Here is a 23586-nt window from a genome sequence, read left to right as displayed (position 1 = left end):
CCTTTTAATCTAATTCTTCTTTCTTTAATAATTCCCTGTACCAGTTTTCTACCTGATTGCATGCATCCATGAATTCGTCGGAGTTTACGGTAAACTCATATTCATATTTGTCCTGAGAGTGAAGGTAGAGCCTGTCATAATAGTTTTCCATGAGGAATTTTGCTATATAGTAATAATCTTTTACATCTGTTCTTTCAAGAAGCTCGGTTACGTTCGCATTTCCGAGCGAGTCCTTGAGCTTGAGTATAGACGATCTGAGCAGGTCATCATTGTCCCAGCACTTCACGGTATAGTCCTTTACACATCTTTCTACTCTTGATTCTATTGAGGATTCGACAAGTATATGGTATCCATTCTGCATCATATCCCAGAATGAGCTTGAAAGAAAACATCTTCCTATCTTCTTGCTCTCGCTTTCCATGAAGAGGTATTTATGACCCTGCTGCCTGGCTCTTCTTATATAATCGAATATCTGTGTCTCGAAATATTTCTGAGTCGCCGGCTCGCTTGTGTAGTATATGCCTCCAAATACAGATCCGCTGTTTCGGGCGTAGTATTCAAGATCTATTATCGCCATGCCTCTTTTTTCAAGCTCCTTGAGCATCTCTGTCTTTCCAATGCCCGTATGGCCGTGGAGAACTGCAAATGTAAAGTCATCCCGGAGATTTTCAAGGGTGGTTATTACGTGGTTCCTGTAGTTCTTGTAGCCGCCTTCGAGCTTTATCGTTCTCAGGCCGCAGCTGTTCACAAAGTCCACTACCGAGCTGCTTCTCATGCCGCCTCTGAAGCAGTATATTATTACATCCTCGTACTCTTCGCTCAGGCCTTTTATCTGAGTGAATATCTCCTTCAGCTTTGGCGCAACAAATTCGAGCCCTGTCTCTACTGCGTGTTCCTTACCCTTGTTTTTGTACAGCGTGCCAATTATGGCTCTTTCCTCATTGTCCAGTATGGGTATGTTTACCGCTCCATATATATGGTCCGTCTCAAATTCCTGAGGGCTCCTCACATCTACGAATATTCTGCTTTTGAGTTCCAATGCCTGTGATATGCTTATTGATTCCATCATTCTCCTTCTTGCCTACTCTGTTATTTCAATCTGTTTTGCAAATACCTTTCGAGGCTTTGCTCCGTCCATAGGTCCGCATATGCCTCTTTCTTCCATTTCGTCTATTATCCTTGAAGCCCGGTTGTATCCAAGCCTGAATTTCCTCTGAACCAGCGATGTCGATATCTGGCCGTTGCTCTGTGCGAACTCTATGACCTCTTCGATTATCGGGTCTGTCTCTTTTTCCTTCTTTTCCTCATCCTTCTGCTGCATGGTCTCTTCTATTATGTCTATCGTTGAGTTTCTTTTTTTAGGAAACTGCGCCGATATGAATTCTACGATGTCCTTTACTTCGCCGTCCGATATGAAGGCTCCCTGTATTCTCTGAGGCTTTGAAAGTCCCTGCGGAGAATAAAGCATATCGCCTTTTCCTATGAGCTTTTCGGCTCCGACTCCGTCAAGTATCGTCCTTGAATCCACCTGAGACGAAACGGCAAATGCTATCCTTGAAGGTATGTTCGATTTTATAAGCCCCGTTATTACGTCAACCGAAGGCCTCTGCGTAGCAAGCACCAGGTGCATGCCGCATGCCCTTGCCATCTGAGCCAGCCTGCATATTGCATCCTCAACCTCGTTAGGGCTTACCATCATAAGATCTGCGAGCTCATCGACTATTATGACTATCCTCGGCATTTTTTCCTCTGTCTCTTCAAGCTCGTTGTATCCGTTTATGTCTCTTACCCTGTTTTCAGCAAACAGCTTGTATCTCCTGTTCATCTCATTTACCGCCCAGCTGAGCGCATACGGCGCTTTTTTCATGTCGGTCACAACAGGTATCAGCAGATGCGGTATGTCATTGTATATTGAAAGCTCGACCATCTTAGGGTCTATCATTATGAATTTGACCTCATCCGGAGTCGCCTTGAACAGTATGCTGCAGATGAGCCCGTTTATGCATACGCTCTTTCCTGAGCCTGTAGACCCGGCAACTAGCATATGGGGCATCCTTGATATGTCTGAAATCATAGGCTTTCCGGATACGTCTTTTCCAAGAACGAAGGATAGCTTTGATTTTGCTTCAAAGAAAGCCTTGCTCTCAAGCACGCTCCTGAAGCTTACCATGTCTGTCTCGGCGTTTGGAAGCTCTATTCCAATCAGCGAGGTCCCCGGTATAGGCGCCTCTATCCTTATGGCAGCAACAGCGGCAAGCGCAAGCGCAAGGTCATCTGAGAGATTGAGTATCTTTGATACCTTTACCCCGGCTTTTGGCTGAAGCTCATATCTTGTTATCGTTGGCCCGACTGATACATTTACCACCTTTGCTTCAATTCCGAAGAGCATGAGCGTCTCCTCCAGCTTTTTGGAGTTACGCTGCTGTTTTGCAGGATCCTTCTGCTTCACCTTGTAATCCTTGAGAAGCAGTGTAGACGGCAGGATGTATTTCTTTGCCGTTTCATCACCCTCGATGTCATTTTCTTCCAGTTCTAGATCTTCAGGATGTTCCTTTTCCATCTGGCTCTTCATGAAGGTCTCTCGCTCATCCACTATATCAACTGCCGGCAAAACATCTGCAGCTTCTTCTTCAATTTTTTCTACAGCTTTTTCTGTGACTGCATCTTCGGCTGTAGCCGGTTCGATGGCAGGAGCTGTTGTCGCCGCCCCGGCTGGTTCAGTGAAATTGTTCATGAGAAAAGGAGAGTACTTTATAGTGTCTCCAAGATCCGGCGACGATGCAACAGCTTCATGCAGCTCCGGCTCGGTTTCCAGATTCAGCTTCTGATTCTGCGCCGGGATTTCCGGTTCATATCTCGGCAGCTCTTTTTTCTCTGAGTCTACGTAGAATTTCTCAAGAAAATCATATCTTCCGCTTCCGTTTGATGCCACGCCTGATTTTTGAAGCGGCTCCGGCTCTTTAAGATAATTTTTCTTTATTGCACTTCTTATAGGTCTTTCTTTTTTTTCAAGTTTCTTTATTTGTGTCGTATCTTCTTCCGAAGCTTCTTCTTCGGTTACATATTCTACAGCTTTTTCCTTTATAGTCTTTGCTGCAGTTCTGCTCTTTTTGAGCGCAGTTATGCTTGCGTCGCCTATCTTTGATGGGGACCATTTGAGATAGTATATTCCCACGAACATGTACATAGCCATGGAAAGTATCAGCATGCCGCTCTTGCCCATAAGCTTTTCCAGATAGAATGCCATCAGATATGGCCATATGCCTATGCCGCTTCCGGCTGCAGAGTTTACGAATACGAGCTTTATGGTTTCAAAGCCGAGCTTTCCTCCAAGTATGATATCTATGTTCACTGCACCGTAAAATATCATGGTAGCGACTGAAACCAGTATTATCATAGCCGGCGGCAATGAGTGAAGGCTGAACCTCGAGCTGTACACGAGCCTTACTGCGCCTGTTATGAGAAGGAAGAGCGAGAGCAGCACAGAGAGTTTTGAAAACTGACCCAGCATTATCGCTTTAATCCCTCTGCCCAGAAATCCCATGGCATCTGTGGTTATAGAAAGCGTTATTATCATCCCTGCGACCACCATGCACAGAGCTATTATATTCTGTCTCCTTGAGTCTTCTGCAGGAGATATTTTCTTTGAAACTGATCTATTTTTGACTGCAGGCTTTTTTGATGAAGCTGCCGGTCTTTTTTTCACTGTTGATGGTTTTTTGGCCGCACCAGCTGATGCAATAGGCTTTTTGGCCGTTTTTACCGTTTTAGCCGTTTTTACCGTTTTAGCCGTTTTCTTTATGTTTGGCAATTTAATTCCCCCGTTTCCGTTATTCTAACTTATATATTATATCATATACCCTGCCTTTTTTCCATAAAAATAGCCAGAGTGAGCCTCTGGCGGTAATCATGAACTGTCTGAGCTTATATCTGTCGCTTACTCAGTTCTGCTATATCGACTGAATTGTCATATGTGTTTATGAACATTATCCTGCCTCGCAGAAGGCTGCCTCTTGATATCATTATCTTCAGAGCCTCGCTTACCTGAAGTGATGCTGTCAGTGCCGGAGTAAAGGATGGATTTCCAAGCCTGTTGTCCGTCTTCCTGTCTTCAAATCCTGAATAAATAATTGAGAGCGTCCTTTCTCCTGGAAATATAGTGCTGACCTGACCGTACCATCCTGATATAGCGCCGTGTACCATCGGAATCTCCATATCCTCGCAGGCCTGCTGAAGAACAAGCCTTGATTCGACTCCATCTAGTGCATCCATTGCTATGTCGCATCCTGACAATATCTCCCGGGCATTTTCAGATGTGAGATTTCTATCGTACGCTATCACATCTGTGTCTGGATTTACGGTGCTTATCCTTATTTTTGCCTGAAGCGCCTTGTTTTTTCCTATCACGCCTGTATCTGAGATGAGCTGCCTGTTGAGGTTGCTCTCTTCGAACACATCTCCATCTGCAACGGCCAGAGTTCCTACTCCAAGCCTTGCCAGCATCTCAATTATGTACCCTCCAAGGCCGCCGCATCCTATCACTGCTATTTTTTTTGATCTCAGTGATATATTTTCTTCCAAAGTAAGCATTTCCATGTTTCTTGAATATCTGTCCATTCTTACCCCCTGCATTCTATGTAAAAAGACTGTATATCCGGCCAAAGCCGGACATACAGTCTGTATTTATTGTTTGTTCAAGGTTCTGAAATTAGTCAGCAAGTATTGCAACAACTACTCCTGATCCTACTGTTCTTCCACCTTCTCTTATCGCGAATCTTAGTCCTTCTTCGATTGCGATTGGAGTGATAAGCTCAACTATCATGTTTACGTCGTCTCCTGGCATTACCATCTCTACTCCTTCTGGAAGCGTGATGTCACCTGTAACGTCTGTTGTTCTGAAGTAGAACTGTGGTCTGTATCCTTTGAAGAATGGAGTATGTCTTCCACCCTCTTCCTTCTTAAGAACGTATACCTGAGCTTCGAATTTTGTATGAGGCTTGATTGATCCTGGCTTCGCCATAACCTGTCCTCTTTCGATCTCGTCTCTTGCTACTCCTCTAAGAAGCGCTCCTATGTTGTCTCCTGCCTGAGCCTGATCAAGAAGCTTTCTGAACATCTCTACTCCTGTTACTACTACTTTTCTTGGAACTTCTGTAAGTCCAACTACTTCTACTTCGTCAGATACTTTAAGGATTCCTCTTTCTACTCTTCCTGTTGCAACTGTTCCTCTACCTGAGATTGAGAATACGTCCTCTACTGGCATAAGGAATGGCTTGTCTACTGCTCTTTCTGGCTCTGGAATGTATGTGTCGATTTGCTCGAAAAGCTCGATTATTCTATCGCCCCACTCGCTGTTTGGATCTTCAAGCGCCTTAAGTGCTGATCCTCTTATGATTGGAGTGTCATCACCTGGGAACTCATACTCGCTAAGAAGCTCTCTTACTTCCATTTCTACAAGCTCAAGTAGCTCTTCGTCGTCTACCATGTCGCATTTGTTAAGGAATACTACGATATATGGTACTCCAACCTGTCTTGATAGAAGTATATGCTCTCTTGTCTGTGGCATTGGACCGTCTGCTGCTGAACAAACAAGGATTGCTCCGTCCATCTGTGCTGCTCCTGTGATCATGTTCTTTACGTAGTCAGCATGGCCTGGGCAGTCAACGTGTGCGTAGTGTCTGTTTGGAGTCTCGTACTCAACGTGTGATGTTGATATTGTGATTCCTCTTTCTCTTTCTTCTGGTGCCTTGTCTATTTTGTCAAAGTCTACTGCTGCTCCAAATCCGTATCTTGTGTGAAGTGTCTTTGTAATAGCTGCTGTAAGTGTAGTTTTACCGTGGTCAACGTGTCCGATTGTTCCAATGTTAACGTGTGGTTTATTTCTTTCGAATTTAGCCTTAGCCATTGTTTTATTCCTCCTGAAATATGATTATATTTATTTTCCTTCTTCCATTATCTTCTTAGCGATTGATGCTGGAACTTCTTCGTAATGGTCAAATATCATTGTGTAAGTCGCTCTTCCCTGAGTTGCAGATCTAAGGTCTGTAGAATATCCGAACATTTGAGACAGTGGTACCATTGCGTTTATAGCCTGTGCTCCACCTATTCTTGCTTCCATTCCTTCGATTCTTCCACGACGAGAGTTTATGTCACCCATAACGTCTCCCATGTATTCCTCTGGAGTTACAACTTCTACCTTGAACATTGGCTCAAGTATTATCGGATTTGCTTTTCTCATACCGTCCTTGAATGCCATAGAAGCAGCAACTTTGAAGGCCATCTCTGAAGAGTCGACTTCATGGTATGATCCATCATAAAGCTCTACTTTTACGTCAACAACTGGGTATCCTGCAAGTATTCCGGCTTCCATAGCGCCCTGGATTCCCTGGTCAACTGGTCCGATATACTCTCTAGGAACTGATCCACCAACTGTAGCATTAACAAACTCGTAACCAGCTCCTGGCTCCTGAGGGAACATTCTGATCTTAACGTGACCGTACTGTCCTCTACCACCTGACTGCTTGGCATACTTGTGCTCAATGTCAACAGCGTTCTTGATAGTCTCTCTGTAAGCAACCTGAGGTGCTCCAACGTTAGCTTCTACCTTGAACTCTCTAAGAAGACGGTCAACGATTACCTCAAGGTGAAGCTCACCCATTCCTGAGATTATTGTCTGTCCTGTCTCTTCGTCAGTTCTAACTCTGAATGTAGGGTCTTCTTCAGAAAGCTTCTGAAGTGCTGTTCCCATCTTCTCCTGAGCAGCTTTTGTCTTTGGCTCTATCGCAACAGAGATAACTGGCTCCGGGAACTCCATTGATTCAAGTATGATCGGATGATCCTGATCGCAAAGCGTATCTCCTGTAGTAGTATCCTTAAGACCTACTGCAGCTGCTATATCTCCTGCATATACTTCTGTGATTTCTGCTCTTGTGTTGGCGTGCATCTGAAGTATACGTCCTATTCTTTCTTTTTTGTTCTTTGTTGAGTTAAGAACATAAGAACCTGATCTCAGTATTCCTGAGTAAACCCTGAAGAACGCAAGCTTTCCAACGAATGGGTCTGCCATTATCTTGAACGCAAGCGCTGAGAATGGCTCTTCATCTGATGAATGTCTTTCGTCTTCAGTCTCTCCGTCAAGAAGAACTCCTGTTATTGCAGGAACATCAAGTGGAGATGGCATGTACTCTACAACTCCGTTAAGAAGAAGAGGTACTCCTTTGTTTCTGTATGCAGTACCACAGAATACAGGATTTATCTTAACTTCGATAACTCCTTTTCTGAGGGCAGCCTTAAGTTCTTCGATTGATATCTCTTCGCCTTCAAGGAACTTCATTGTAAGGTCCTCATCAAGCTCAGCTATCTTCTCAACCATGATCTCTCTGTACTCTTCAGCCTGAGCTACCATGTTTGCAGGGATTTCTCTTTCTTCCTGCTCTCTTCCAAGATCGTCTATGTTGTAGTATGCCTTCATAGTGAACAGGTCGATTATTCCTTCGAAATCATCTTCTGCTCCTATTGGAAGCTGCACTGCAACTGCGTTTGCTCCAAGTCTGTCTTTCATCATCTGAACAACTCTCAGGAAGTTTGCACCGATTATGTCCATCTTGTTTACGAATGCTATTCTTGGTACGCTGTAGTTGTCAGCCTGTCTCCAAACGTTCTCTGACTGAGGCTCAACTCCGCCTTTTGCACAGAAAACTGCTACCGCTCCGTCAAGAACTCTAAGAGATCTCTCAACTTCTACTGTAAAGTCAACGTGTCCAGGGGTATCTATTACGTTTATTCTGTGGCCTTTCCACTCAGCAGTAGTAGCCGCAGATGTAATCGTGATTCCTCTTTCTTTTTCCTGCTCCATCCAGTCCATCTGTGATGCACCTTCGTGAGTTTCTCCTAGCTTGTGAGTCTTTCCTGTATAAAACAGGATTCTCTCTGTAGTAGTAGTCTTACCCGCGTCTATGTGGGCCATGATTCCTATATTTCTTGTTTTCGCCAATGGAAATTGTCTTGCCACTGATTTGACTCCTTTCTGGCACTTAATTCAGTATGTTTCTGAATCAGCTTGAAATAATTAATAACGGTAATGTGCAAACGCCTTGTTAGCTTCTGCCATTTTGTGAGTATCTTCTTTCTTCTTGAATGATGCTCCTGTTCCGTTAGCCGCATCCATTATTTCTCTGGCTAATTTAGTCTGCATACCTTTTTCATTTCTAAGTCTTGTGTATCTTACTAACCATCTAAGACCCAGTGTTTCTCTTCTCTCAGGTCTAACCTCTACTGGTACCTGATAGTTTGCTCCACCTACTCTTCTTGCTTTTACTTCAAGTACTGGCATGATGTTGTTCATTGCCTTCTCGAATATTTCAAGTGGATCTTCGTTTGTTTTCTCTTTTATTTCTTCGAACGCTCCGTATACTATTGACTGAGCTGTTCCTTTCTTTCCGTCAAGCATTATCTTGTTGATAAGCTTTGTAACGAACTTGCTTCCGTATATTGGATCTGCAAGCACTTCTCTCTTTGGAACATTACCTTTTCTTGGCACTTTGCTTCCCTCCTTAATGATTAATGGTTAAATCATCGGTACTCGACAAAATCTGCTTTGCCGGGGCGCCTATATAAAATTCTATATATTAAACGCACCGTAACAATACGACTTATTTCTTAGCAGCAGCAGCTTTTGGCACTTTTGCACCGTATTTCGATCTTGCTTGTCTTCTCTTGTCAACACCTGATGTATCAAGTGATCCTCTGACAATGTGGTATCTTACTCCCGGAAGGTCTTTGATTCTTCCTCCTCTGATAAGAACAACACTGTGCTCCTGAAGATTGTGACCTTCTCCTGGAATGTAAGCTGAAACCTCTATTCCATTTGTAAGTCTTACCCTAGCGATTTTTCTAAGGGCTGAGTTTGGCTTCTTAGGTGTAACCGTCTTTACTGAAGTACAAACTCCTCTTTTTTGTGGAGAACTTGCATCAGTACTTTTCTTTTTAAGAGCGTTAAACCCTTTTTGAAGAGCTGGAGCTGTTGATTTCGCAGCTATTTCTTTTCTGCCTTTTCTTACTAACTGATTAATTGTTGGCATTATGGCACCTCCTTCTTTATAAATTGTTTTTTTTTGCACCGCCAACTGCAATTGTATTGATTCGGCTATAATTAGTCGATTATCAACGTGTGTTTTTTTGCACACTAATAGATTCTATCACTTTTGTATGGTTTTGTCTACTTTTTTTTGTGTGCAGATATAAATTTATTCAACTGACAGAATGTAGTAATAAAGTGGCTGTCCACCCCTGTGAAGCTCTACGTCCATGTCATCATAAATTTCTTCAAGCTTTTCTTTGAGGCTCTCTGCCTCCTCCCTGGTGACGTCCTCTCCATAATAGAGGGTTATTATGTCGTCCATGTCAACTATGCCTTCAAGAAGCTTTACTACTGCTTCTTCTACGCTCTTTGTGCAGGTCATGATTTTTCCTTCTGAGATTCCTATTATATCTCCTTCTGAGATATATATGCCGTCTGAGCTTGTATCTCTGACTGCATATGTCACCTGTCCGGATTTTACGGTATTCATGGCTTCCATCATGTTTTCCGTGTTTGTTTCAAAGTCTTCTGAGGGCTCGAACACCATCAGTGCGGATATTGCCTGAGGCACTGTTTTTGTAGGTATTACCTCTACATTCTTCTCGCTGAGTTCCTTTGCCTGGTTTGCAGCAAGTATTATATTTGAATTGTTCGGAAGTATTATTATCTTCTCAGCATTTACATTGTTGATGGCTTTTATGAAATCCTGCGTGCTCGGATTCATGGTCTGCCCGCCTTCTATTACTGTATCTACTCCAAAATCTTTCATTATATGAGCTATGCCGCTTCCCATGGATACTGATATTATTCCATATGGCTTTGGCTCTTCTTTTTTATCTGCCATAAGACTCTGCTGCTGAAGTCTCATGTTCTCTATCTTCATCCTGTCGAGCTGACCGTGCTTTCCTGCTATCTCAAGCACTTTTCCAGGGTCGTTGGTATGGATGTGGATCTTGATTATTCCCTCATCACCTACGACTACCATTGAGTCTCCCATTCTCTCTATCTTGGATCTGAGTTCCTGAGGCTCTATATCTGCATTTATTACCATAAACTCGGTGCAGTAACCAAATTCGATTTCTCCTTCGAATATATGGCTGTCGCTTTCCATAAATTCTTCGTAGTCGATGCTGTCTGCCTGCTTTGCCTCAACCATCTGACCGTAATATCCCATCAGCATACCTTCCATGAAGGAAACAAGCCCTTTTCCGCCTGAGTCCACTACATTGGCTTCCTTGAGAGCCTTTAGAAGCTCTGGAGTCCTGCTCAGGGAGCCCCTGGCTTCTTCGAGGATTCTGTTCAGAAAATCCTCCATGGATATATCTTCTTTTCTTATAGACATTGCATATGCGGCTGTCTCTCTTATGACTGTGAGGATTGTTCCTTCAACCGGCTTCATTACCGCCTTGTAGGCTACATCTGATGAGTCCTTGAGTGCCTGAGCCACATCCTTTACCGTCAGTACATCCCTGCCTTCTATTCCTTTTGCAAATCCTCTCAGTATCTGAGAAAGTATCACTCCCGAGTTTCCTCTTGCTCCCATAAGGGAACCTTTGGCTATTGCTTTTCCTATGAGAGTTATATCGTCCTCTTTGAGCTTTGAGAGCTCCGATATAGCCGAAGCTATCGTAAGTGACATATTTGTACCTGTATCGCCGTCTGGCACTGGAAATACGTTTAACCTGTCTATAAGAGCCTTGTCATTCGTGAGTTTATTTGCTCCAGAAATTATCATTTCTCTTAATAACTTCCCGTCAATCTTATCCATTGTATCCTCCTGCTATTTCTGGACTCTTACTCCCTGTACGTTAATTCCAATTTTCGATACCTTGAGTCCTGTCTGATTTTCTACATAATATTTTACTCTTTCAATGATGTTGTCTGCTACTACTGAGACTTTTGTTCCGTACTGAACTATCACGGATATCTCAATTTCTATTACACCGTTTTCTATGTTTACTTCTATTCCTCTGCTGCCATTTGATCTGGATAAGAGTTCAACTATTCCGTATTTATTTTTAGAGGCCATTCCTACAAGGCCATAGCATTCCAAGGCTGCCTGACTTGCTATTTTTGAAACCACTTCTTTTCCCATAGATATCGTTCCATATTCATTTACTATATTTAGCATTTTTGCCTCCTGTTCTCTTATTAGTAAATTGACTATTTCTTTATTGTATAATAATTTTTGTATTTATTCAAGCGGTTTAGTGTTATAATGGTCTCATGACAAATATTTTGTTACAGGCTGGATAGCTGTTATATGTATTAATTATTATTTTTATTGTGATAACTTTATGTTGCAATTAATCCAAAGCTATGGTAATATAATATTTGTTAAATTCACGATTATTGATTTGAAGGAGGTGTTTTGCATGGCAAAGGTTTGTGATGTATGCGGAAAAGGTAAAATTTCTGGAAATAATGTCAGCCATTCAAATCGTCATAACAAAAGAACTTGGACTCCTAACCTTAGAGTAGTTAGAGCTATTGTTGACAGTACGCCAAAGAAGCTTAAGGTTTGTACAAGATGTCTACGTTCTGGAAAAGTTGCAAGAGCATAATAATAAAAAAGCTTGAGGATGAATCCCCAGGCTTTTATTATTTTTTACAGCTTTCAACCACCCGGGGTTTTCTGTCCGTACGGCTCTCAATTACGATTGCAGAGCCTTTTTTTATTTCTACATGGCAGTCCGTGATGTATTCATTGGACAGTCCTATGCTCTCGCCTCTCCTGAGATCGTACTCGTTCAGAGGGTATTTTACGCCGCTCAGTGTCACTGTCGCATCTTCAAATACTGCAAATATCGAAAAGTGCTGATTTTCTCTTTTTTCTGATACATATTTTCCTGCTGCGCATATGAAAGCTCTGTCATGGCTGTCTAACAGCCTCAGCTTTATCCCCTTCTCATAGGCATGATACATGAGCCCGAAGTTTGCAAGGCTGTGGTCCCACCTTCCACCAAGCGCACCATAAAGGTCTATCTCATCAAATCCTTTTTCAATCAGAAATTCTACGCACAGATGCGTGTCACTGAAGTCTTTTTCCGGACTGAATCTCATGAAGCTTACTCCGCGTGATTCAAAATAAAGCTTTGTTTCAGCATCTATCGAATCCAGATCCCCCAGTACATAATCGGGCATTATGCCTGCAGAGCGAAGCCTGTTTGCGGCTCCGTCTGCACATACTGTCATTTCATATTCATCAAGCGATTCTCTCAGAATCTCTGTTTCTGTGATGCTTCCGTTAGAAATTATTGCCGCCTTCATTACACTATCAGCTCTTTGTCTGCATTTTCCCTGAGCTCTGCTACTGCGGCTCTTATGTCCGGCTTGCCAAATATGGCTGATCCTGCAACCAGAACGTCGGCTCCGGCCTCTACGATATCTCCTATAGTAGTCGGGCTTACGCCTCCATCTACCTGTATTTCAATATCCAGGTTTCTTTCTATTATCATCGATTTGAGGTCTCTTATCTTCCTGAGCGATGACTGTATGAAGGACTGTCCCCCGAATCCCGGATTTACGCTCATGATCAGTACCATGTCCAGATCTTCCAGTATATATTCAAGCACGCTTACAGGGGTAGCCGGGTTGAGAGACACTCCTACCTTACAGCCACATTCCTTTACTGCCATCACGGCTCTGTGAAGATGGTTTGTAGCTTCGTAGTGAAGCGTTATTATGTCTGCGCCCGCATCTGCGAAGTCCTTTACATACCTTGCCGGCTCGTCTATCATCAGGTGGCAGTCAAATACCATCTTTGACTGTTTTCTGATGCTCTTCATCACAACTGGTCCGAATGATATATTTGGCACGAATGAGCCATCCATGACGTCTATATGAAGGTATTCGCATCCTGCTGATTCTACCTTTGCTACTTCTTCTCCAAGTCTTGAAAAATCTGCTGATAATATCGATGGTGCTATTTTTACCATTTTAATTTCTCCTTCTGCTGCCGCGTTCTCTTATTTCGTTTAAAAGCTGGAGATAGCTCTCATATCTTCTTTCAGCTATCAGTCCCTGCTCTACTGCTTCTTTTACCCTGCAGTCCGGCTCTTTTTCATGTATGCATTTTGAACCGAATCTGCACTGCTCATCATATTCATAAAACTCAGGAAAATACTCTTTCAGATCTCTTTCTTCGATATCTGAGATATCTATGGAGCTGAACCCCGGTGAGTCTGCAATGAATGAGTTTTCGTCCAGCTTTATAAGCTCCGTATACCTTGTGGTATGCCTTCCTCTTCCAATTTTTTCGCTTACCTCTCCAGTCTTGAGCTTCGCATCTTTTACAAGCTGGTTTATCAGTGTGCTTTTTCCTGCTCCTGAAGGTCCGGCCACGATTGTAGTATTGTCCCTGAGATAAGCTCTGAGTGTCTCTACGTTATATCCGGTTTCAGCTGATACTGGTACTATCGGGTATCCTGCTGCACTGTAGTTTGCCTTAAGGCTTTCGATAAGCTTTTCGTCATCAAGGTCTATCTTATTGAAGCATATGATTATTTCGACGTGCTCTTTCATTGCAGTAATCAGGAACCTGTCTATGAGCGACAGATTGGGGTCCGGAGATTTTACTGAAAACACCAGTATGGCCTGAGTTATGTTTGCGACAGGTGGCCGCTTCATAAGGTTGTTTCTCTTATGACTTTTGAATATCACACCTTTTCTGTTTTCTTCATCAAGTACCTCTATGTCCACCCTGTCTCCCGTAACGAGCTCTATATTGTTATATCTGAGATTTCCACGCACCTTTGTTTCATATATCTTATTTTCTGCTTCGACATAATAAAATGATGAGATCGCTTTTACTATAGTGCCTGTCATAATTCTCCCCTCATGTTTCTGATTTTGTTCTTATCTAAAACTGTACTTTTGGATTTGCATATATGCTGCTGAAGTCGCCATCGAGATATACATTGTATTCCCTTGTTTCTCCAGGAAGGCCTCTTACCTCCACCTCAAGCACTTCTCCTATTTCTGAAGGCTTTACTGTCTTGTCGTATATGAAGTTGTCCTTTGTGACATCCTTTATCTGTACTCTCACTGTCTCTCTGTCCTTTGGAAGGCTTATGACCATGGAGTAGCTGACTTCTTTTGGCTTCTCGTATTTATTTACTACAATGCCTACCTCTGATCCGGTTGACATTTTCTGCCCCGGGCTCGGGTTTTGCGACAGCACTATGCCTTCGCTCTGATTTCTGTCTTCTCTGTAGGATACCTTTAGGTCGAAATTCTTGAGTATGTTTCTTGCTTCCTGTTCTGATTTCCCGAGTACAGTTGGAAGCTCTATGTTATTCTCTTCTTTTCCCATGCTCACTGTTATCTTTACAGTCTGACCTGCCTCAACCCTGTCTCCTGCTCTCGGTGTCTGATCTATGACGATATTTTCTTCGATTGCTTCGTCAAACTTGTATTCTACGGATTCCTCAAGCTTTGCATCTGCAATAAGCTTTGATGCCTCTTCTAACTTTTTGCCGGCAAGCTCAGGTACCACGACTTCTTCTTTCTTTTCTGCCGAGATGGTGACGTTTACAGAATCTCCCTCGGCTATCTTTGTACCTTCCTCCGGATCCTGCCTGACTATGAGTCCCGGTTCATACAGGTTGTTCACCTCTTCGCCTGCAAGTACTATCTCTATGCCGCTTTCAAGTGCCAGAGCCTGTGCCTGCGCAAAGGTCTTTCCTGTGAATTCAGGTGTCTCTATCCTGTCCGAGTCTCCGATTCCGCCAAATCCGCCGTTTATCATGAATATGGCCCCCACGAATAAAAGTGCGGCAATGAGCGCTCCTGCTACTATCATTACGATCTTGCTTCTGTCCTGATTTCCAGGAGATATGCCTGATGCTTCTTCGGCTTCCTTCGATTTTCTGATCTCCGACTTTGGCTTTCTTGTTTCAGCCTGCCTGTTTACATCGCGGCTTTCGCTTACGTCAGTAAAGAGTATCTTGTACTGATCGTCAGGCACTATCTGCTGTGTATGATATGTCTCATCTGAAAAGTTGTTTTCAAATGCCCTGTTTTCCTTTATATAATCAAGGTCTCTGATCAGGTCGCTTACAGTCTTGTATCTTCTGTCAGCACTCTTTTGAGTGGCTTTCCTGATGACATCCTTTATCTCTGCTGATATGTTGTCACTGTCAGAAAACCTGAGTTCTTCCTGTATATGTTTGAGCGCGATGTTTACAGGGGTATCTCCTTCAAAGGGAAGCTTTCCTGTTATCATCTCATACATTACGATTCCAAGCGAATATATATCGCTTCGTTCATCAACATATCCGCCTCTTGCCTGCTCAGGCGAGAAGTAATGCACTGAGCCCATTATGGAGCCTACTGCGGTTATGGTAGAGCTGCTTACGGCTTTGGCTATCCCGAAATCGGCTACCTTGACCATATTATTCTTTGTAAGCATTATATTCTGGGATTTGATGTCTCTGTGCACGATCTTCTTGCTGTGCGCTTCTTCGAGCGCAAGTGCTATCTGCCTTGATATCGACACCATCAGTTCCTGATCTATCGCGCCTTTTTTGTGTATCAGGTCCTTGAGGTTTTCTCCGTCAACGTATTCCATCACTATATATGAAATATCCTCATCCTGGCCAACATCGTATATGTTTATTATGTTCTGCTGATTAAGGCTGGCCGCTGACTGTGCCTCATTCTTGAATTTTTCGATGAATTCCTCATCCTTGCCAAATTCAGGCTTGAGCATCTTTATGGCCACTATCCTGTTGAGAAGCCTGCATCTGGCCTTGTATACATAGGCCATACCGCCCTCTCCTATTTTTTCGAGTATTTCATATCTGTTTCCTAGCAGTCTGTTTATCATATTTCACCAACCTTACTGTCATACTTTATGCATATCAGAGAAATGTTGTCGAGTCCGCCGTTTTCAAGCGCGATTCCTATGAGCTCATCTGATTTCTGTTCCAGAGAGGCCTCTGAGGATATGACTCTCAGTATCTCTTCATCTGTTATCATATTTGTAAGTCCGTCCGAACACAATATCAAAATATCGCCTTCTTCAAGTTCAAATTCATATGTGTCAATCTTTATGTCACAATCTGTTCCTATCGCTCTTGTTATGACATTCTTCTGAGAATGAGTGAGCGCTTCTTCTTTTGTTATTGCACCTGATTCAACAAGCTCCTGTACAAATGAATTGTCTCTTGTAAGTTGTTTTATCCTGTTTCTTCTTATTATATAGCATCTGCTGTCTCCTACATTGGCTACCATCAGCATGTCTTTTGCTGTGACGGCGGCCACCATAGTGGTTCCCATTCCATAATATTCTTCTTTTTCGCCTTCTTCATATACCGACTGATTTGCTTTTCTTATGGAAAATGTCAGCAGGTCTGCAATCTTCTGATATTTCTCTTCCTCAAGGTATTTTTTTATCTCGCTTCGCTTTTCCTGCATAGAAGAAATAACCGTATTCGTAGCTATCCTGCTTGCTGCTTCGCCCTTGTTGTGTCCGCCCATGCCATCTGATACGATGAATATATGTGCCTGTTCACAAATTGGAAACTGCCCTACGAAATCTTCATTATTTGTCCTTACTTTTCCGACGTGACTTCTTAGATAATATTCCATGATCCTGTTTCCTCCACAAAATCTGCATTTAAGATTTATTGTCGATCGTGCTTCGCCTTAGCTGTCCGCACGCTCCCGAAATATCTTTTCCGAGCTCTCTTCTGACTGTTGCCTCTATTTTATTGCTGATCAGTATGTTCTGAAATTCCCTGACTTTTTTCATGTCAGGTCTCTTAAAGTCATTTTCCTTTATTTCGTTTACCGGGATTATGTTTACATGCGAAAGCGACCCTCTGAGAAGCTTTGCAAGCTGCATGGCTGTCTGCGGATTGTCATTTACGCCTCTTATCAGCGCATACTCATAAGTAACTCTTCTTTTTGTTTTTTCTGAGTAGGCTTTTGCCGCGCTTATGAGCTCCTCTACGCTGTAGCTTCTTGCTACTGGCATTATCTTCTCGCGCTCGCTCTGCTGAGTCTGGTGAAGGGATATCGCAAGGTTTACCGGTATCTCAAGCTCCGCAAGCCTTTCTATCTGTGGTACGAGGCCGCATGTAGATACTGTTATGTGTCTGTAGCCTATGTTCAGCCCTTTTTCATCATGCACGAGCCTGAAGAATCTCTCGAGGTTCTCCATGTTGTCAAACGGCTCGCCCGAGCCCATTATGACTATGTTTGACACCCTCTCTCCGGCATCCTTCTGAACCGTGATTATCTGTCCGAGGATCTCCCCAGCGGTAAGATTTCTCACTAGTCCGTCCAGCGTCGATGCACAGAATTTGCAGCCCATCCTGCAGCCTACCTGCGTTGATATGCATATAGAGAGTCCATGCCTGTATTTCATCAGCACTGTCTCTACTATATTTCCATCGTCAAGCTCTATAAGATATTTCTTTGTCTCATCTTCCTTTGATTCAAGCTTCTGATATACAGCCGCCTTTGAGATATATGCGATCTCCGAGAGCTTTTCCTTAAGCTTTTTCGGTATATTCGGTATATCTTCCAGGCTCTCTGCTCCTTTTGTTATGAACGAATATATCTGATCCGCCCTGTATCCCGGCTCTCCTGTGCTTACAATCAGCTCTTTGAGCTCCTGCAGCGTAAGTCCCTTTATATCTGTTTTCATAATTATTTCCCTTATCAGCTGATTCGCTTCAGCTTGCATATATAAAATCCATCACTCTCTCCGTCAGAAGGAAGCATCATTATGTCTTCCTGAACTCTTTCGAAGTTGCTGTTCTTTTTAAGGAACTCATCCGTGATGTATTGGTTTTCTTCTCTGTTTATGGTGCAGGTGCTGTAGATCATCACTCCGCCTGGCTTTACGTATCTTGAAGCATTCTGGATGATTTTTCGCTGAACATTGTATATCGAGATTATGTCCTTCATGGTCTTGTACCTGATCTCAGGCTTTCTCCTGATTATCCCGATTCCGGAGCAAGGGGCATCCACAAGCACTCTGTCGTATTTATCTGCCATATCCTCGCTGTATACGGTGGCATCGTTCTGTCTTGTCCTTACTATGCTTATGCCAAGCCTCCTGCAGGTATTTTTTACCAGCTCAAGCTTGTTTTCAGATATATCCATGGCATCTATAATGCCTTCATTTTTCATGAGCTCTGCGATGTAGCCTGTCTTTCCACCCGGACATGAGCAGAGATCCAGTATATATTCTCCCGGCTGCGGTCCAAGCTCTCTTACGCATTTCATAGAGCTTATGTCCTGAACACTGAACAGCCCTTCTTTGTAGCTTCTGCTGTTTTCTATGTTCTTGAGGTTCTTTACGGAGAGAGCATCATTTACTCCCTCAGTTTCCTTCGGCTCTGCGCCCTCTTCTTTGAGCAGCTCCGCAAGCTTTGCAACTGTAGTCTTAAGTGAATTTGCTCTGATATATAGCTTTGGCTTCATGGAAAAGCCGTACATTATGTCTTCCGATTCCTCTATCCCGTACTGGTCTGCAAGCAGGCCGGCTATGTCCGGCGATACCGAGTACTCTACAGATATCCTCTGTACAGGATCCTTTATGTCTATGTCAAATGCCCCCGGGTCCCTGAGGACATTCCTCAGCACTGCGTTTACGAACCCACTTCCTTTTGGGAATACCTTCTTGCAGAGCTTTACAGATTCGTCAACTGCCGCAAAATCTGTAACTGAGTCCATCTCTCTTATCTGATACAGACCCATCTCGAGTATTACGAGCACTTCTTTTGAAAGCTCTTCCAGCTTCTGCCTGCTGTATTTCTGTATAACATAGTCAAGATAAAGCTTATTCTCTATGGTTCCATATACGAGCTCTGTAAAAAAGCCTCTGTTTATGCCGTCCAGCTCGTTTTTTCTCAGAATCTTATTTATGGCTATGTTTGAGTACCCGCCCTGATACATTACATTGTATATGGCATGATATCCCAGTTCTCTTGGATTTTTCATAATACCTCTTTCATGTTGATTTACTCTGGTCCAGTTTTAATCTGGGCCCACCTTCAAAAAGGACGCAGTTTGCGTCCTTATTGTTTTTTATCTGCTGTGTCTGTCTCTTATAACTAGGAGCCTTATCAGCTGCGATACAGCTGCGGCTGCGGCTGCAAGATAAGTCAGAGCTGCCGCATTGAGCATTCTCCTGCCCTGAGGTATCTCTGACGGACTCAGTATCCCCGACTCCCCAAGCATCTTTATCGCACGACTGCTTGCATTTAGCTCTACAGGAAGCGTTATTATCTGAAACAGCACGCTTGCCGAGAACATGATCACGCCAATCGTAAATAACGATGGCATGGCTGCAAAGAACATTCCTGCGAAGATGAATACCCATGCAAGGTTTGATGCAAGGTTTACCACCGGAACAAGGCTGTTTCTGAATTTCAGAGGTACATAGGCATTTGCATGCTGTATGGCATGGCCTACCTCATGCGCCGCAATCGAGCTTGCCGCTATTGTAGTTCCGTAATATACATCATTCGAAAGCCTCAGTACCCTTGTCCTCGGATCATAATGATCGCTCAGCTTTCCGGATACGAGCTCTATCCTCACGCTGCTGAGGCCATTACTGTCAAGAATATATCTGGCTGTCTGCATCCCTGTGTATCCACTTGCAGTACGGATTCTTGAAAATTTGCTGTATGCGCTGCTTATCTTTCCCTGTGCATACATCGTCAGTATCATCGCTGGGATCAGTATTATCATTGTATTATCAAAATATAATGGATAGTACATATATTTTCCTCCTGTTATGCAAACAAGTCTCCCGTTTTTATATCATTCCCCTTAAGGTATTCTCTTACAGGCATTCTCTTCTTGTTAGGGAACTGGACCTCATATACAAGAACCGTGCCTCCCTTTGCATTTATTTCTATGCAGTCGCTCTTTACGTCCTTTATCTCTCCGTAGCTTGTATTTTCCGAAGGTATTCCCAGCCTTACGTCAAAAAGCTTTACAGTTTCTCCTCCGAGCACTGCGTATGCAGACGGCCATGGATCTACTCCTCTCGCAAGGTTTACTACAGCTCTGGCATCTCTGCTGAAATCAAGGTGTCCAAGCTCCTTGTCCATCATAGGTGCATAGCTGGACTGGCTGTCATCCTGAACAGTCCTTGGTGCCTCGCCTTTTTCAATAAGCTCAAGCGTCCTTGAGAGCGTCTTTCTGCTCAGCTGAGCAAGTTTGTCATGAAGCGAGCCTGCTGTGTCATGAGCGTCTATATCTATCTCATCCGCAAGTATCATGTCGCCTGTGTCAAGGCCTTCAGCCATGTACATAGTGGTTATTCCGGTCTTTTCTTCGCCATTTATAACCGCAAAGTTTATCGGTGCTGCCCCTCTGTATTTAGGAAGAAGCGAGGCATGCACATTTATGCAGCCCAGTCTTGGGATATCAAGTATCTCTTTTGTCAGTATCTGTCCAAACGCCGTAACTACTATGAGGTCGGGACTCAGGCTCCTGATGAGCTCTACCGATTCTTTTTCCCTGACTCTGTCAGGCTGATGAACTCTGTAACCATATTCAAGCGCCTTTTCTTTTACCGGAGTGGGCTGAAGCTTCTTTCCTCTCCCCTTGGGCTTGTCCTTCTGGGAAATGACGAGCATCACCTCGTCTCCTCTTTCTCTTAGAACCTCAAGTGAATGAACCGCAAACTCCGGAGTTCCCATAAATATTATCTTCATGCTCATAATCTGCCTTTCCAAGAATATTCTCTTATTCTTCGGTTTCTTTCTGTGCTCTGTCCTTGAAGAGTATTCCATTCAGGTGGTCATTTTCGTGAAGCACTGCTCTCGCGAACAGGCCTTCTCCCTCCATCACGCATTCCTCCATATCTTCATTGAAGAATCTGAATTTAACGTAATTTGGCCTGCATACCGGAGCATAATACCCCGGAAGGCTGAGACATCCTTCGTCATCAGTCTGAGAGCCTGACGTTTCCAGTATCTCCGGATTTATGCATACAATCGGGCCTTCGCCTACATCGATCACAAATATCCTCCTCAGTATTCCCACCTGTGGTGCGGCAAGGCCAACTCCATCGGCTTCATACATCGTATCTATCATATCTTCTATAAGTTCACGTATTTTGGGTGTTATCTCTTCGACTTTTTTTGATTTTTTTCTAAGCACTTCGTCTCCGTCGTGTCTTATCGTTCTTATTGCCATATTTTCCTCCCGAAAATCACATCATATTCTTTGGGTTTACATCTACGGATACCGATGTATCCTCATCTATAATTATACTTCTTTTTTCAGATAAAATAAAGTTTATTATACTTTTTAGCAGAGATATTTCGCGTTCTCCGTCTATCTTGTAAAAAAGCTGCCACCTGTATTTCTTCTCTATCTTCTGTATTATGCACGGAGTGGGTCCAAGCGGAGTGAATTCTGCTCCCTTTTTCCCTGAGTAGAAATTTATGGCATCCTTGATTTTTTCTGCTGTATTTGCAGCTCTTTCTACTCTGGTGCTGCCTGTCACTATCCTTATTATTGTTCCAAAGGGCGGATACCCGAAGTCGCGCCTTGCCCTTATCTCGGTTTCATAAAGACCTTCATAGTCATTGTTCCTTATATATTCAAATATCTCATTGTCTTTTTCTATAGTCTGTACTATCACGCTGCCTCTATTTTCTCCCCGGCCTGCTCTCCCGGCTACCTGGGATACCATGGAAAAGGTCTTTTCATAGCTTCTGTAGTCAGGAAATCTGAGGCCCTGGTCGGCGTTCAGCACTACCACGAGGGTCACGTCTTCAAAATCGAGGCCCTTGCTTATCATCTGGGTACCTATCAGTATGTTTGCATGCTGATCCTTGAACTGCATGAGAAGCCTCTCGTATTCGCCCTTCCTGGTCGTGGTATCCCTGTCGAGCCTTACAGTCTTAGCACCTCTGATTGACTGCCTTATGTCTTCTTCTATCTTCTGGGTTCCTGCCCCAATCTCTCTCATGCTGTTTCCACTGCACTCACTGCAGATGCCGTCATAAGGCCTTGTGTATCCGCAGTAGTGGCACATGAGCTTTTTTCCGTTTTTGTGATAATTCAGGGTTATGTCACAGTCCGGGCATTTTGGTGTATGTGCACAGTCTGTACAGGTCAGGCTTGTCGCAAATCCTCTCTTGTTGAGAAATATTATGACCTGCCTTCCTTTGTCCGTTTCTTCCTGAATCCGCTGCTTTATATGCAGGTTTATCAGCGAGTCGCTACCACTCCTCAGCTCATCCAGAGTATCCGTTATCTCTATTTCAGGGAGGAATGCATTCACTCTTCCCGTAAGCCTGAAAAGATCAAACTCTCCGCACTTTGCTCTGTAGAACTGTTCTATGGTCGGCGTGGCGCTCCCGAGTATCAGGGATGCCCCCATCTGCTCTGCTATCTTTTCGGCGACTTCTACCGTATCGTATTTTGGAGACTGTTCTGATTTGTAGGCATCGTCATGGCACTCATCTATTATTATTATTCCCAGATTGCTGAGAGGTGAAAATACCGCAGACCTTGCACCTATTACTATCTGGGCCTGCCCGCTCTCTATCATCGCCCACTGGTCCTTTTTCTCGCCTTCGCTCAGATGGCTGTGCATTATGGCTATGGTGTCCGCAAATACATTCCTGAATCTCGCTATGGTCTGAGGGGTAAGAGATATCTCCGGAACGAGAAGTATTGCCGATCTGTCATTTTCAAGGGCATCTGCGATAAGCCTTATATATATCTCGGTCTTGCCTGAGCCTGTTATGCCAAAAAGCAGCTTGGGTTTTCCGTTTCCAAGGGTCTGCGTGATTCCTGCGTACGCGCTCTCCTGCTCCTGCGTCAGCACTATGTCTTTGGTCCTTATTGTATAGCTTTCATCAGGCTTTCTGATCTCAAGCCTTTTTTCCACATACGCTATACCGTCTTCTTCAAGCTGCTTTACAGCCTGGCCGAATATGACTCTGTGTTTTTCCTGTATCTCCATAATGTCTGCCGGGCCGTCCATCAGCTCCTGAGCCAGAGTAATCCTGTTTTTTGCATTTTTTCTCTGAGAATCCCTGTATGCCTCTATCTCCTCCCTGCTTACTGCAGGCACAAGTACGCGCCTGTATCTTAGGGCTGTCTTCTCTGCCTTTGGGAAAAAGAGCGATACCGCCTCAAACATGCTGCACATGTACTGGTTTTTCATCCACATGGCAACCCTCAGCGCCTCAGGGCTTATGAGAGGAGCGCTTTCCTTTACAGATGATATCTCCTTTAGTTCCCTGTTCTCTCCAGTTCTTTCGTCTGAATTGGGCTCCGGTATGTTTATGACCAGACCTTCATGGATCCTGTTTCCCTTTCCAAAAGGAACTTCCACTCTCTGTCCTTCCTTTATGTCTGAAGGAGCCAGATAGTTGAATACTCTGTCCAAGTATCTGGATTTATGTTTTATGATTATCTCTACTTCGGTATTCATAGATTTATCTGACATCGGGATACTCCTTAACATATTTGAAAGAGGGCACTTTTGTTGTCAGTGTCCTCTCCTGTTCTGATTT

21 protein-coding genes are annotated in these 23586 nt (G+C 43.6%); 1 reads left to right on the top strand and 20 read right to left on the bottom strand.

The features are described 5' to 3' along the window. Nucleotides 1-4: 4 nt before the first annotated feature. From mnmH to AC4PGZ_RS03310, 9 genes are all read right to left on the bottom strand, one after another. On the bottom strand, nt 5-1069 hold the full coding sequence (gene mnmH / locus AC4PGZ_RS03350; RefSeq protein ID WP_492159632.1) for a tRNA 2-selenouridine(34) synthase MnmH: 1065 nt from the start codon (nt 1067-1069) through the stop codon (nt 5-7). A gap of 12 nt (nt 1070-1081) precedes the next feature. Beyond that, nucleotides 1082-3811: a DNA translocase FtsK gene (locus AC4PGZ_RS03345; protein WP_492159631.1), complete on the bottom strand. Its 2730-nt coding sequence runs from the start codon at nt 3809-3811 to the stop codon at nt 1082-1084. A 113-nt stretch (nt 3812-3924) separates the two neighbouring features. Continuing rightward, nucleotides 3925-4617: a HesA/MoeB/ThiF family protein gene (locus AC4PGZ_RS03340; protein WP_492159630.1), complete on the bottom strand. Its 693-nt coding sequence runs from the start codon at nt 4615-4617 to the stop codon at nt 3925-3927. Nucleotides 4618-4708: 91 nt separating this feature from the next. After that, nucleotides 4709-5905, bottom strand: coding sequence for an elongation factor Tu (gene tuf / locus AC4PGZ_RS03335; protein ID WP_492159629.1), 1197 nt, complete (start codon nt 5903-5905; stop codon nt 4709-4711). Nucleotides 5906-5935: 30 nt separating this feature from the next. Further along, nucleotides 5936-8011 carry an elongation factor G gene (gene fusA / locus AC4PGZ_RS03330; protein ID WP_492159628.1) on the bottom strand — a complete coding sequence of 692 codons (2076 nt, stop codon included), beginning with the start codon at nt 8009-8011 and terminating at the stop codon, nt 5936-5938. 57 nt (nt 8012-8068) lie between these two features. Continuing rightward, a complete protein-coding gene (gene rpsG, locus AC4PGZ_RS03325; RefSeq protein ID WP_492159627.1) occupies nt 8069-8539 on the bottom strand; it encodes a 30S ribosomal protein S7 in 471 nt (156 codons plus the stop codon). Nucleotides 8540-8651: 112 nt separating this feature from the next. Beyond that, on the bottom strand, nt 8652-9080 hold the full coding sequence (gene rpsL, locus AC4PGZ_RS03320) for a 30S ribosomal protein S12 (protein WP_492159626.1): 429 nt from the start codon (nt 9078-9080) through the stop codon (nt 8652-8654). Nucleotides 9081-9245: 165 nt separating this feature from the next. Further along, nucleotides 9246-10847, bottom strand: coding sequence for a DAK2 domain-containing protein (locus AC4PGZ_RS03315; protein WP_492159625.1), 1602 nt, complete (start codon nt 10845-10847; stop codon nt 9246-9248). Between the two features lie 12 nt (nt 10848-10859). Continuing rightward, the gene (locus AC4PGZ_RS03310) at nt 10860-11210 is read right to left on the bottom strand and encodes an Asp23/Gls24 family envelope stress response protein (RefSeq protein WP_492159624.1); all 351 of its coding nucleotides are present in this window, start codon (nt 11208-11210) and stop codon (nt 10860-10862) included. Nucleotides 11211-11454: 244 nt separating this feature from the next. On the opposite strand from AC4PGZ_RS03310, the gene rpmB reads away from it, so the two are divergent. Beyond that, nucleotides 11455-11643 carry a 50S ribosomal protein L28 gene (rpmB, locus tag AC4PGZ_RS03305; RefSeq protein ID WP_492159623.1) on the top strand — a complete coding sequence of 63 codons (189 nt, stop codon included), beginning with the start codon at nt 11455-11457 and terminating at the stop codon, nt 11641-11643. A gap of 37 nt (nt 11644-11680) precedes the next feature. On the opposite strand, the gene AC4PGZ_RS03300 is transcribed toward rpmB, so the two are convergent. From AC4PGZ_RS03300 to priA, 11 genes are all read right to left on the bottom strand, one after another. Then, complete coding sequence (locus AC4PGZ_RS03300; RefSeq protein ID WP_492159622.1) at nt 11681-12349, bottom strand: thiamine diphosphokinase; 669 nt, start codon at nt 12347-12349, stop codon at nt 11681-11683. Next, nucleotides 12349-13017: a ribulose-phosphate 3-epimerase gene (rpe, locus tag AC4PGZ_RS03295; protein WP_492159621.1), complete on the bottom strand. Its 669-nt coding sequence runs from the start codon at nt 13015-13017 to the stop codon at nt 12349-12351. The genes AC4PGZ_RS03300 and rpe overlap by 1 nt, the downstream gene beginning before the upstream one ends. Before the next feature lies 1 nt (nt 13018). Next, the gene (rsgA, locus tag AC4PGZ_RS03290) at nt 13019-13906 is read right to left on the bottom strand and encodes a ribosome small subunit-dependent GTPase A (protein ID WP_492159620.1); all 888 of its coding nucleotides are present in this window, start codon (nt 13904-13906) and stop codon (nt 13019-13021) included. A gap of 34 nt (nt 13907-13940) precedes the next feature. Then, a complete protein-coding gene (pknB, locus tag AC4PGZ_RS03285) occupies nt 13941-15908 on the bottom strand; it encodes a Stk1 family PASTA domain-containing Ser/Thr kinase (RefSeq protein WP_492159619.1) in 1968 nt (655 codons plus the stop codon). Then, nucleotides 15905-16672: a Stp1/IreP family PP2C-type Ser/Thr phosphatase gene (locus tag AC4PGZ_RS03280; RefSeq protein WP_492159618.1), complete on the bottom strand. Its 768-nt coding sequence runs from the start codon at nt 16670-16672 to the stop codon at nt 15905-15907. Before AC4PGZ_RS03280 ends, pknB begins: the two co-directional genes overlap by 4 nt. Nucleotides 16673-16700: 28 nt before the next feature. Further along, on the bottom strand, nt 16701-17735 hold the full coding sequence (rlmN, locus tag AC4PGZ_RS03275; protein ID WP_492159617.1) for a dual-specificity RNA methyltransferase RlmN: 1035 nt from the start codon (nt 17733-17735) through the stop codon (nt 16701-16703). 14 nt (nt 17736-17749) lie between these two features. Next, complete coding sequence (gene rsmB, locus AC4PGZ_RS03270; RefSeq protein ID WP_492159616.1) at nt 17750-19036, bottom strand: 16S rRNA (cytosine(967)-C(5))-methyltransferase RsmB; 1287 nt, start codon at nt 19034-19036, stop codon at nt 17750-17752. Between the two features lie 87 nt (nt 19037-19123). Continuing rightward, nucleotides 19124-19819, bottom strand: coding sequence for a zinc metallopeptidase (locus AC4PGZ_RS03265; protein WP_492159615.1), 696 nt, complete (start codon nt 19817-19819; stop codon nt 19124-19126). Nucleotides 19820-19833: 14 nt separating this feature from the next. Further along, nucleotides 19834-20763 carry a methionyl-tRNA formyltransferase gene (gene fmt, locus AC4PGZ_RS03260; protein ID WP_492159614.1) on the bottom strand — a complete coding sequence of 310 codons (930 nt, stop codon included), beginning with the start codon at nt 20761-20763 and terminating at the stop codon, nt 19834-19836. A 31-nt stretch (nt 20764-20794) separates the two neighbouring features. Further along, nucleotides 20795-21247, bottom strand: coding sequence for a peptide deformylase (gene def, locus AC4PGZ_RS03255; protein WP_492159613.1), 453 nt, complete (start codon nt 21245-21247; stop codon nt 20795-20797). Between the two features lie 16 nt (nt 21248-21263). Continuing rightward, on the bottom strand, nt 21264-23519 hold the full coding sequence (gene priA / locus AC4PGZ_RS03250; RefSeq protein ID WP_492159612.1) for a replication restart helicase PriA: 2256 nt from the start codon (nt 23517-23519) through the stop codon (nt 21264-21266). Nucleotides 23520-23586 lie beyond the last annotated feature (67 nt).

The organism is Proteocatella sp. QWL-06, assembly GCF_058684135.1.
Note: the sequence above shows the minus strand (reverse complement) of the source record. Positions and strands in the feature narration are given on the sequence as shown.